Source organism: Nonomuraea sp. NPDC050022, assembly GCF_044460705.1.
Classification (GTDB): Bacteria; Actinomycetota; Actinomycetes; order Streptosporangiales; family Streptosporangiaceae; genus Nonomuraea.
The window spans coordinates 253753-265630 of sequence record NZ_JBITKE010000014.1; the positions used below are offsets into that span (position 1 = coordinate 253753).

9 protein-coding genes are annotated in these 11878 nt (G+C 68.8%); 2 read left to right on the plus strand and 7 right to left on the minus strand.

The features are described from left to right. Nucleotides 1-89 precede the first annotated feature (89 nt). Nucleotides 90-1625 carry an aldehyde dehydrogenase family protein gene (locus ACIBO2_RS46930; protein WP_358537871.1) on the minus strand — a complete coding sequence of 512 codons (1536 nt, stop codon included), beginning with the start codon at nt 1623-1625 and terminating at the stop codon, nt 90-92. A 712-nt stretch (nt 1626-2337) separates the two neighbouring features. Further along, nucleotides 2338-2559: a hypothetical protein gene (locus tag ACIBO2_RS46935; protein ID WP_358537874.1), complete on the minus strand. Its 222-nt coding sequence runs from the start codon at nt 2557-2559 to the stop codon at nt 2338-2340. A gap of 96 nt (nt 2560-2655) precedes the next feature. Between ACIBO2_RS46935 and ACIBO2_RS46940 the strand changes: the two genes are divergently transcribed. Then, nucleotides 2656-2922, plus strand: coding sequence for a winged helix-turn-helix domain-containing protein (locus ACIBO2_RS46940; RefSeq protein ID WP_358537876.1), 267 nt, complete (start codon nt 2656-2658; stop codon nt 2920-2922). Nucleotides 2923-2934: 12 nt separating this feature from the next. Here ACIBO2_RS46940 and ACIBO2_RS46945 read toward each other — a convergent pair whose 3' ends face one another. The 5 genes from ACIBO2_RS46945 to ACIBO2_RS46965 all read right to left on the minus strand — a co-directional run bounded on the left by ACIBO2_RS46945 (nt 2935) and on the right by ACIBO2_RS46965 (nt 7140). Then, the gene (locus tag ACIBO2_RS46945; protein WP_397304373.1) at nt 2935-4218 is read right to left on the minus strand and encodes an MFS transporter; all 1284 of its coding nucleotides are present in this window, start codon (nt 4216-4218) and stop codon (nt 2935-2937) included. A gap of 90 nt (nt 4219-4308) precedes the next feature. Beyond that, nucleotides 4309-4788, minus strand: a complete 480-nt coding sequence (locus ACIBO2_RS46950; protein ID WP_397304374.1) for an RrF2 family transcriptional regulator — start codon at nt 4786-4788, stop codon at nt 4309-4311. 140 nt (nt 4789-4928) lie between these two features. Further along, complete coding sequence (locus ACIBO2_RS46955; RefSeq protein WP_358537885.1) at nt 4929-5330, minus strand: PIN domain nuclease; 402 nt, start codon at nt 5328-5330, stop codon at nt 4929-4931. Continuing rightward, nucleotides 5327-5551 carry a type II toxin-antitoxin system VapB family antitoxin gene (locus tag ACIBO2_RS46960; RefSeq protein WP_358537887.1) on the minus strand — a complete coding sequence of 75 codons (225 nt, stop codon included), beginning with the start codon at nt 5549-5551 and terminating at the stop codon, nt 5327-5329. The genes ACIBO2_RS46955 and ACIBO2_RS46960 overlap by 4 nt, the downstream gene beginning before the upstream one ends. An 80-nt stretch (nt 5552-5631) precedes the next feature. Beyond that, complete coding sequence (locus ACIBO2_RS46965) at nt 5632-7140, minus strand: serine/threonine-protein kinase (protein ID WP_397304376.1); 1509 nt, start codon at nt 7138-7140, stop codon at nt 5632-5634. A 507-nt stretch (nt 7141-7647) separates the two neighbouring features. Between ACIBO2_RS46965 and ACIBO2_RS46970 the strand changes: the two genes are divergently transcribed. Further along, the gene (locus tag ACIBO2_RS46970) at nt 7648-11712 is read left to right on the plus strand and encodes a LamG-like jellyroll fold domain-containing protein (RefSeq protein ID WP_397304378.1); all 4065 of its coding nucleotides are present in this window, start codon (nt 7648-7650) and stop codon (nt 11710-11712) included. Nucleotides 11713-11878 lie beyond the last annotated feature (166 nt).

The window sequence follows — 11878 nt, forward strand, 5'->3', positions numbered from 1 at the left end:
GAAGGCGCCGTTATCGTGACACGACCATCACCCGCCCGGAAGCCCGTGCTTCCCGGCGGGGTGGTTTTCTTCCCTCAAGGTAGAAGGACCTAGAGCCGGAAGTTCATATCCGGTGCGATGTCCGCGACGTCCATCTGGGCCTTCTGCAGGTGGCCGGAGTGGTCCCAGTTCATCGCCTGCCAGCGGGTGAACTGGTCGAGCACCCACATGCCGGACTGGCGGCTGCCGTTGCCGGACTTGCCGTTGCCGCCGAAGGGCAGGTGCGCCTCGGCGCCGGACGTCGAGTTGTTGACGCTGACCATGCCGGCGGAGATGCCCTCGCGGAACTTCCACGCGTACCGGGCGTCGGTGGTGTAGATCGAGCTGGACAGGCCGTAGCCGGGCAGGTTGGCCAGCTCGATGGCCTCGTCGATCGTCTCGAAGGTCGTCACGCCCACGATGGGCCCGAACGTCTCCTCCAGGAACAGCTGGTCGGTCGCCTTGACGCCATCGACCACCACGGGGTGGTAGTAGAGACCGCCGTCGCCGGTGAAGTCGCGGCGCGGGGCTTCCTCGGTAATTTTCCCGATATTTCCGGACACGACGCGGTGGTGGGGCTGGATCCAGGTCAGATACTCCTCGTACCGATCCGCGAACTTCTGGTCCAGCAGCGGGCCCGCCAGCACGTCCTGCTCCGGGTCACCGACCTTGGCGTTCTGTACGGCCTGGGCGAACCGCTCGACGAACTCATCGTGAATGCTCTCATGCACGATGACCGTGCCCAGGCTGGTGCAGCGCTGACCGGCCGTACCGAAGCCGGAGAACAGCGCCCCCTCGACGGCGAGATCGAGATCGGCGTCCGGCATGATCACCATCGGGTTCTTCCCGCCCAGCTCCAGGCAGGCCGCCTGCAGATGCCGCCCGGTGAGCTCCCCGATCTTCCTACCGACCTCGCTGGACCCGGTGAACCCGACCTTGTGCACCGTGCCCTCCTCCAGCGCCAACTCCAGCCCCCGGAAGGTCTGGACGCCATCGGCGAACACGATGTTCAGCACCCCGTCGGGCAGCCCGGCGGCGGCGAACAGCTGGTACATCGCATGCGCGGAGGCCGCCGCGTATTCAGCCGGCTTCCACACCACGGCATTGCCGCAGAGCAGCGCCGGGACCAGATACCAGGACGGCACCGCGACCGGGAAGTTGCCGGCGGTGATCACCGCCGCCACACCTACCGGGTTACGGAAGGTGAAAAGCTTCTTGTCCGGCATCTCCGACGGCACGGTCTGCCCGTACAGCCTGCGGCCCTCGCCGAGGAAGAAGTCACACGTGTCAACGATCTCCCGCACCTCACCCAGGGCTTCGGCGTACGGCTTGCCGATCTCCCGGGTGACCAGGTGGGCCAGCGCCTCGGCATTGGCCTCGACCAGCCGCCCGATCGACGCGATCACCCGTCCCCTCACCGGAGCCGGCACCTTGGCCCACTCCCGCTGCGCCTCCTTGGCGGTGCGACAGGCGTCGGCGAACGCCTGGGCATCGACCAGGCCGACGCGGGCGACGACCTCGGCGATGCGTGCGGGGTTGGTCGATTCGTACGTGTCGGTGCCGGCGGCGTCCTTGCCACCCACAACGGAGACGATCTGACGAGTCACCGGATCCTCCTCATTTGGTCCTCAGCACAGCCCATCATCCCCCAAGCACGGACTTCGCTTGTGCTCAGGCTGTTTCCGCTGCTCACAAGCAGGGGCTTCGCTGCGCTCAGGCTGTTTTCCCAGTTGACAGGCATGGCCTTCGCTTGCGCTCAGGCTGTGCTCATTGGGGCTCCGCCCCGGCGAGGGGCCCCGGCCCCTCGCGCTCCCCGGGGGTTGACCGTCTGATCGAAAAGCGAGGCTCACGGTGCGCCCCGCGTCTAACCACCAGTTGGATCATCGTTCTGCTCTGGACCGGGTGGATCCATGATCGTGACAGAAAACCCCTTCTCGGAGGTCCCACGAGACTAGTCGACGGCGGTCGGACGAGATTGCCCGTAGGCAGCAGGCGTCTTCTTCGAACAATGAGCGGTGCCACTGAGTCACCGCGCCCGACCAGTCAAGATCTGCCACCACAGATCTCGGGCAGCATGGGCAGGCAGCCACGTACTTTCAAGAATGTCAGTGGCGGCCTCCCCGAGGATGCGCCGAATGAACCACAACCCACCGGCCGTCCAGAGCTCGAACATCGGGTATTCACACACGCACGTATGCTCGCGGACTCGCCGCCGATAACAGCGTGGCACACTTTGCCCCCAGTCCACGCGTATGGCCTCTGGGTGTGGGGTGGCCGCCACGTGCAGGCCGTGATAGTCGAAGTGCGGGGGCGGACGGTTCACGACCGTACCGCCATCAGGGCCTGGTCGCGAAGCAGCGCCACAAACGTGTCCATGTCGTCTGCGCTCACCGTCTGCCGCAACCCCCTGTCGATGTCGGCATTCCGGAGTTGGACACCGCGCCGGGTCGCGTAGAACGCCCCCGCATCACTGCGGAAGAAGGACCAGGCGGGGAAGGTGGCACGCAGCGCATCAAGGTCGTAGCCCGAAGGTTGTTGCACAACTGCAGGCTACGTGAACCTTCCTAGTCCTGCCTAGGGGTTCCCCTAGGTACCCCGAGGAATGGATGGGAACCTTTGGGTTCCTATCGTTGCCCTATGGACTTCAAGCCTGATGAGCTCCGCTGGCAGGCCGTGGCGGACGAGATCCGGCGCAGGATCGCAGCAGGCGTATACCAACCGGGCATGCCCGTCCCCGGCGAGCCGCGACTGGCCGTCGAACTGGGTGTCTCCAAAGGGACAGCCCGTCGGGCGCTCAATGCCCTGCTTGCCGACGGCACGCTCTACTCGGTTCTGGGCAAGGGAACCTTCGTGGGCGTGCCCACCGACACCGAGCGCGCCGAGAGCCAAGCGCCCACAGACTGAGCACCAAGCCGGTCAGGGGGTGTCTTCGGATTTCTTCCCCCGAGCTCTGCCGGCGGTGGCCAGGAGGTAGGTCAAGGCGAGGATGGCCAGAGCGGTGGCAGCGGCGTACATGCTGGTGGTGCCCAAGGAGACAGTCAGTCCGCCGAGAAGGGTTCCGGCGCCGATGCCCACGTAGATGGCGGAGGAGTTCAGAGCCACGACCAGCGGAGCCTCGTGGGGGGCGACGGCGATCAGCCGGTGCTGCTGCGGCGGCGTCTGGCACCAGCTACCAGCGCCCCAGGCCATGGCGAGCAGGCCGACCGTGACCGGGGAGGCGGTGTGGGTGGCGGCCAACGCGCCGAGAAGGCCCAGACCCGTGGCCATCGTCAGGTAGCCGGTGGTCAAGACGCGGACGCTGCCCCAGCGGTCGGTCGCGTATCCGGCGGCGAGGTTGCCCGCGACGGCGCCCACCCCGTAAAGGGCCAGGACCCAGACGGTGGCCGGGGGGGTGATCCCGACGGCCGACAGGGCGGGGACGCTGTAGGCGTACACCGTGTAGGCGGCTGCCATGCCGAGCACGGTCAGCGGGAGAATGGCGCGGACTGCGGGGTTGCCCAGGACGGACAGCCGGGTGCGTAGCGGGACCGGCGGGTTGGCGGGCAGGGCGGGTAGCAGGAGGGCCACGCCGATCGCGGTGATCAGGCAGAGGCCGGCGACCAGCGCGAGGGCGGGGCGCCAGCCCAGCCAGTGGCCCGCCAGGTCGCCGAGTGGCACGCCGAGTGCGGTGGCGATGGTCAGCCCGCCGATGACCACGGCCAGTGCTCGGGCTCGTCGTTCCGGACGTACGAGGGTGGCGGCTACGGCGCCCGCGTTCGGGGTGAACGCGGCGGCTCCTGCGGCGGCGGCGATCCTGGAGGCCATCAGCAGGGCGAAGTTAGGAGCCAGGGCGGAGCCTAGGTTCGCCAAGCCCAGGACGAGTAGGGCGGTGACCAGGAGCGCGCGGCGTGGGGCGCGGGCGGTCGCGGTGGCCAGGAGCGGAGACAGTAAGGCGTAGGCCGCGGCGAAGACCGTGACGGCCTGCCCGGCCGTGGCGGTGGATATGTCGAGGTCCGCGGCGGTGCTGGGCAGGAAACCTGCCATGACGAAGGCGTCGGTCCCCACGGAGAAGGTGCCCATGGCCAGGACCAGGACCGGGCCCAGTCCGCCCTGCCGGGACGGGTGATGGTGAGCGGCCCTGGCCCGGCCGGCCCGGCTGGCCCGGCCGGCCCGGCCGGTAGGTGCGGTGGCTCGACCGCCCATTATCGAGACATTTGGCATCCCGATTCTCCTTCGTAAGAGAGCCCGACCGATTGGCCGGGCCGTGTCGTCAGTCGCAAGAGAGCCCGGCCGATCGGCCGGGTTGTGCCGTCAGGTGCCGAGCCGCTGGTGGAAGCGTTGTACTCGGCGAGGGGCGCCGGCAGGGCTGGCGGCGATGAGGTCCGCGAGCGTCTGGGCGGCCAGCTCACGCCGCCAGGCCAGCTCGGCGCGGCGCATCGCGGTGGCGATGCCGCATGGACGTTCGAACTCCCGGGCGGGGGTCTCCGCGCCGGCTCCGCGCTGCCGGATCTCGGTGCAGCGGAACGCCTCGGCCGAGCCTTCGATCGCGCTCACGACGTCCATGAGCGTGATGCGCTCGGGCGTACGGGCCAGGCGGTAGCCGCCGCGCGCGCCCGGGGTGGAAGCCAGGATGCCCGCCCGGACCAGCGGCTGTAGCCGCTTCTTGAGGTAGGCGGGCGGGAGTTCGAAGATCTCCGCCAGCTGGGCCGTGGCCACGGGAGCCTGTTCTTCCAGCCATGCCAGTGCCAGACAGCAGTGCAGGCCCCACTCGACGCCCTCGCCCATGAACATATCAGGGATATTACATGTCCCGATTCGCCGGCCTCGTCGCGGATGCGGGCGCATATCCCGGAACGGGTCCGGAACGCGATCAAGTATCCGGTGAAGGGTGATAGGGGGACGGTCGGTTTCACGACGCCGGCGACGATCGGTCAGCTGATCCACCGCGCCGGCTGTCCGGTCAGGCGGGAGATGGTGTCGAAGTCGGCGTCCGCGTGCAGCACGGTGAGCTTGTGGTGCCGGGCCGTTACCGCCATGAGCAGATCGACCGGCGAGGCGCATTGGTGCCACCCCTTGTCGGCGAGCTCGCGCTGCAACTCGCCGGTCTCGGTCCAGGCGGAGTCGGGGATGGCGTAGTACGGGAAGGTTTCCCGGAGGAGGTCGCCGGCCTCGTAGAAGGCGGGTCGGCCGCCGACGGCGCGAAGATACTCCTGTCTGACCGGCTCGCAGATGCCGACGAGCCCGGCGCAGACGGTCTGGTCCCATTCCGTCCCAGCCTGGCCTCGGTAGAAGCGGACCAAGGCGCTGGTGTCGATGAGATAGAGCTCCGTCACGCCACGTCCGGTTGTGCGCTGTCGCTCTTGTCGATGGCGGAGAAGTCGATCTCTCCCTGGGCCACCATCTCACGCATGCGCGCCACAGCCGCCGCCCGTCTGCGTCTATCGACGATCTCTCGCAGGGCGGCGTTGACCGTGTCTTTCTTGGAGGAGGTGCCGAGCAGCTTCGCGGCCTCGGCCAAGGCTTCGTCGTCGAGGTCGATCAAGGTCTTGGTCATGACGTCACCTCGCTGTATATACGAATCAGAATTAGTATATCAGCGGCAGGTCGACAGAATCGGGTACTGGACGTGCTGGGCTACCGATACCTGTTGACGGACGCCGCGACGAGCTTGGCCGCCCGATCCGCAGTGGCGTGACCAGGTTGCCGGGCAGAGACGTCGATGACCACCGAGACGTTCAACAGGCGGAAGGTGGTGTGGGTTTGGTAGGGCGCGAACCCCCAGGTGCGCTTTTGGGTATAGCTGTACGCCTCGTCGCCGACCTTCGGCCCTTTGCGGAGCTTGGTCCCCGGGTTGCGCTTCGGCTCGTCCTTCATGTACTTGACCAGGCTCTGGTGGTAGAGACCGGCTGCCGAGGCATTGGGCAGACGGAACGCCATGACGCGCAGGCCGGTGCCGTCCGTCGCGGACCAGCCGCAGGAGGTGTCGAGCACGTACTGGCGCTTCATCGGAGTGCCGAACAGCGAGCGCGTCTGGGCGTTGGTCAGCAGGTCGCAGGCCTCGAAGTCGCGAGTGATCAGCGGTGTGGCCGTCGCCGACGGCGACGGGCTGAACCTCGGTGCCGCGGAGTAGGTGGTCCGGGGTGTGAGCGCGTAGCCGAGTAGGCGGACGATGTTCGGAAACAGGATCGGCACGACCACGACCCCCGCTGCCACGGTCAGCACCACCGCCAGCGCGGCTCCCACCAGGACCTGGGGCCGGACGCGTCGAGGCGGACGCTGGGGCGAGCGGCCCGGCATGGTCCGTTCTTGTTTCGGAGCCGGGCCCGTCGCGGAATCTCCGCGTGAGATGGCCTCCAGCCACCCGGCCACCTCGTCCGGGGGACAGCGGCGTTCCGGGTCCTTGTCCAAGATCGCGGCCAGCACGGGGGCGAGCGGGCCGGCCAGGCGGAAGGGGGCAGGCTCCTGCATCAGCACCGCGGCCAGCACCGCGGCCTCGTTCGGGCGGGCGAACGGCGGGCCGCCCTCCACCGCCGTGAACAGGGTGGCGCCGAGCGACCACAGGTCGGCGAGCGGGCCGTCGGCCTCACCCCGCAGACGCTCCGGGGCGATGTAGCCCGGCGAGCCGCTCAGCATCCCCGTCTGCGTGAGCCCGGTGTCTCCGGCGACGGTCGCGATGCCGAAGTCGGTCAGCAGCACCCGTCCGTCGTCGGTGAGCATGACGTTGGCGGGTTTGACGTCTCGGTGCAGGATGCCCGACGCGTGCGCCGCCGCGAGCGCGTCGAGCATCCGCAGGCCGATTTCGGCGACCCGGTGCGGCGGCAGGGGGCCGTCGTCGCGTACCGCCCGGTCGAGGGAGCGGCCGCGGACCAGCTCCATGACGATCCACGGCCGGTCGTCGTCGAGGACCACATCGTGCACGGTGACGATGGACGGGTGGGAACGCAGCGTCGCCGCGGCGCGCGCCTCACGGAGTGTGCGTTCGGTCAGCTCGGCCCGCGATGCCTCGTCGAGGTCCGACGGGAGCCGCACCTCCTTGACGGCCACTTCCTGCCGGAGGAGCTCGTCCGTCGCCCGCCAGACCGTGCCCATGCCGCCCTGGCCGAGCTGCGAGAGCAGCCGATAGCGACCCGCGAGCAGCCTCACAGCGCTATTGCTGACGTTCCGGACTTTCCGACCATTTGTCGTCTCCTGTCGATATACGGCTCAGCGCAGGCACATTAGATAGTAAAGGGATCGGGTCGCGAGCGTCAGCGAATGGTGATCAGAGCCGGACTGGACGTAATCACGGCCACCAATCGAGCCATCAACCGAGCCGGCAAGCGGCTACCGGGTCACGACGGCCGGATCCGAGGGCCGGGACACGGCGGTGTCCCGCACGTTCTGAGATCACCGCGAGTGATGTCACAGCCCCCGGCCGGACCTGGTGCGTGAGGCAGGACAAAGTCCGCCAAATGTCCGGTGTATGCCCTGGCTCAAGGATCTTCGGCGGCTGACACTGAGCCTGGCCGAAATGTGCGGCCTCTTCTATCGAACCGGCAGCTCAACAGGGCCGTTGCAGGCTGCCCCCGATTATCTTTTGGAGACACCGTGTGGCGATGTTCGCGTGCTCCGCTCGTGGGATTGACGGCCGTATGCGCCGGCTTATTACCCGTGGCGGTACCGGCTGACGCGAGTGCGGCGGCGGTTACCGCGAGTTCAACAAATTTCACCGTCAACGATCCGGTGGGCTCCGCGTCCTGGGCGGTCGGTGAGGCGAAGCGGTCCGGCAAGCGGGTCGCGGTGACCGCGGAGCAGGCCGAGAGCCGGGACGTCTACGCCAACCCGAACGGATCGTTCACGGCCGAGCTGCGGACCATCCCGGTCCGGGCCAAGCGTGACTCCGGCTGGGTGCCGGTCGACACCGCGCTGCGGCAGCGGGCCGACGGCGGGGTGGAGCCGGGCGCGACCACGGTTCCCGTGGTCTTCTCCGGCGGCGGCGACCAGCCTCTCGTACGGCTCGGGCAGGGCGAGGCGCAGGTCGAGCTGCGCTGGCCGACACCGTTGCCGAAGCCGGTGCTGAGCCGGGACTCCGCGACCTACCCCGACGTCATCGCGGGGGTGGATCTGCGTATGACCGCCACCGCACAGGGCTTCACCGAGGTGCTGGTGGTGAAGGACAAGGCCGCGGCGGCGAATCCGAAGCTGGCCGAGTTGTCGTTCGGCCTGGCGGCGAAGGGCGTGTCGGTACGCGGCGACGGGCACGGGAACATCGGCGCCTACGACGACAAGGGCAAGCAGGTCTTCGGGTCCGGCGCGCCGATGGCGTGGGACTCGACGCCGTCGGCCACCAAGCGGGCCGTGGGCGAGCTTGAGCTGGGCAAGGACACGCTGGTCCTGCGGCCGGACAAGAAGCTGCTGAGCGATCCGGCGGCGACGTTCCCGCTGTACATCGATCCGGACTTCGCCGCGGGCCAGACGGGGTTCGCCATGGTGCTGTCCGGCCATCCGTCGCAGGCCTATTGGGGCGGTGACGGGGAGAACCTGGCCAAGGTCGGTTACTGCAACTGGGCGGGCTGCAACGGCATCGGGGTGGCCCGTTCGTACTTCCAGTACGACGCGTCGTTCATGGTCGGCAAGCACGTACAGGTGGCGGAGTTCAACGCCTTCGAGAACTACGCCCCCTCATGCTCGGCCCGGCCGGTCGAGGCGTGGGGGACGAACCCCGTCAGCGCGGGGACGACCTGGAACAACCAGCCCTTCCCCGGCGGCGGCCCGGTCGGCCTGGGGACGGTCAACGTCGCCTATGGCTACAGCGGTGCCTGCCCCGGCAACTGGGTCGGGTTCGACGCGACCGCCGTGGTCAACACGGCGGTGGCGAACAGCAACGGCCTCACGGCGATCATGCTGAAGGCGGCGAACGAGGGCGACGCGTACGGCTGGAAGAAGTTCAACACCAACCCCAGCCTGGTCATCACGTACAACAGCTACCCCAACACGCCGACCGGCCAGACGGTGGAGAACACCGCGTGCGCCGTGCAGCCGAACGAGCCGTACATCAATCCCTACATCGACAACGACCCCAACAAGGGACCGCGCGGGCCGCAGATGTCGGCGGTCGTCTCCGACCCCGACGGCGGCCCGGTGCAGGCCCAGTTCGAGTGGTACACGAGGTTCGGCGCGCGGCTCGGGGTGGCCGCGACGGAGTACAAGGCGTCCGGCTCCACCTTCACCATGGACGTGCCGGCGGCGAACGCCGGAGACGGCGCCAATCTGGCCTATCGCGTACGGGGCGCCGACGGCGTCGACTTCGGGACGTGGGGGCAGTGGTGTGACGTCACCATCGACAGAAAGGGCCCGGACAAGGCGCCGAAGGTCACTTCGGCGACCTACCCCGAATGCCCGCCACCGGACTACGACCCCTGCCCCAGAGGCGGCGGCATCGGACGCACCGGCGGATTCACCCTGAGCGCCGACGGCGTCAGTGACGTGCAGGGGTTCGAGTACTTCCTGTACGGCCAGGAGAACACCTTCTCCTCCGTCACCGCCAGTTCGGGCAGCGCGAACATACTGGTCACACCGCCGGAGGACGGCTCATTGGACCTGTACGCCCGCAGCGTCGACCGCGCGGACAACCTGGGGCCGCTGTACCGCTACCACTTCATCGTCGGGCCGGGCACGCCCCCGAGGGGCCACTGGAAGCTCGACGGGTACGTCGAGACCAAGGCCGTCGACGAGTCGCCCGCCCAGCACGACGCGACCCTCTCAGCCGCGGCGCGCTGGCGGGCCGGCCGCCATGGTGACGCGCTCTGGCTGGACGGCGGCACCGCGTATGGGGAGACCACGGGCGGCGCCACCGTGGATACGACGAAGACGTTCAGCGTCTCGGCCTGGGTGAAGCTGGACCGGCTCGACACCGTCTACCGGACGGCGGTCAGCCAGGACGGCAGCCGGATCAGCGGGTTCTTCCTGCAGTACAACCCGAACACCAAGAAGTGGAACTTCATGATGCCGGCCTCCGACGCCGACGCCGCCGCGCGTCACGTCGCCGAATCGGCGGGCCCGGCGGTCGCCGGCCGGTGGACCCATCTGGTCGGCGAGTACGACGCCGCCGCCAAGGAGATCAAGCTCTATGTGGACGGCGTCGCCGGCGCGCCCGCCGCTCACACCACGCCATGGAGCGCGAGCGGGACGGTGCAGCTGGGCCGGGCCCGATACGCCGCCGGGCCGGTCGACTACTGGCCGGGCTCGCTGGACGAGGTGCGCGTCTACGACCGGACCCTGGCCACCGAGGAGATCCACGATCTGGCCGGCAGCCCGGCGGCCGAGGAGCTGTTCCTGCCGCTCGACGACGGGACCGGCACGACGGCGCAGGAGGTGTCCGGTAGCTACCGGGTCGGCGCCCTGGGCAGCGCCGCCTCCTGGAGCACCGGCAAGGTCGGGAGCGGGGCGGTGCGGTTCGGCGGCGGTAGCGAGACACTGGCGACCGGCGTGCCGGTGCTCCGTACCGATGCCGGTTTCACCGTCACCGCGTGGGCCAGGCTGGACGCGGCCGACGATCAGTGGCGGACGGTCCTCAGCCAGGACGCCGTCCAGGGGAGCGGCTTCCAGCTGCGCTATCGCGGTGACACGCACAAGTGGTCGTTCGCGCTGCCGCAGTCGGCGACCGACACCCAGCTGACCGCCCTCAGCGCCGATTCGGGAGAGAGCGCGCAGGCCGGGGCGTGGACGCATCTGGCCGGGGTCTACGACCCGGCGGCTCAGGAGATCCGGCTCTATGTCGACGGCGCGAAGGTGGCCTGGAAGAAGGCCACGGCGACGGTGAACGCCACAGGCGCGTTCCAGATCGGCCGGGGCCGGCAGAACAGCGCGGCGGCGACACCGTTCGCCGGAGACGTCGACGACGTGCACGCGTGGACCGGCGTCCGTACCGCCGACCAGATCAAGGCGGACAAGGCGCAGCCCGTCACCAAGCGACGCAGCCTCTACGGGAGCCAGATCGCCCGATACGTCAACCTCGCCGGGCCGCACATCGTGACGGACGGGCCGGTGCCTGCGGGTTCGCACTTCGAGTTCTCCCTCGGCCAGCCGGCCGGGGCGGACGAGCCCAACACCCGCGTGGTCTATTCGTGCCGTAGCGGGACGGCGGACTACTTCCTCAACCCTGACAACTGCGGTACCTACACCAACCTCGGCAGCGTCGGCCGCTTCTACATCACGCCGCCCGCCGGTGTGCCCACGCGCCTGGTCTACCGGTGCCAGGTTCCCGGCGTGGGACATTTCGCCTCCACGGATCCGGGGTGTGAGGGCCAGACGACGGAGCTGCCGGCGCTCGGCTACACGCGCGCCTACACCCACCTGATCAGGCACAACACGACGGGCTACCCGTACGACCACGCCAGCGACACCGCCCGGCTCCCGGCGAACTACCGTCCGGAGGGCAACATGGGGACCCTGTCGATGACCCAGCTGCCCGGAACCACGGCGTTGATGAGCTGTCAGGACGGCACCGACACCTTCACCTCCGCCGACGCCGCCTGTGAGGGCAAGACGGTCGTGCGCAGGCTCGGCTTCATCTGGACCAGCGCGCCGCAGTCCGTGCCCGGGGCGCCGAACGCCGTCGGCGTCGAGCTGTTCCGCTGCCGGGCGAGCTGGGGCGATCTGTTCGACTCGCGTGATCCCAAGTGTGAGGGACAGACGCAGGACCGCTCCCTCGGTTTCGCCGTCACCGGCCTCTGACCCGGAAAGGGATCTCGACCCGCCGGCCGGCCGCCAAGGCGGACTGGCCGGAGACGGTGCCGGCCGATGGGATGAGACACGAGTGATTAATCCACGGAAGGGACTGATTGCCCAAGGGAGGGAAGGGACGGAGTAGGAGCAGGTCACATGCTCTGTCACGAGATGG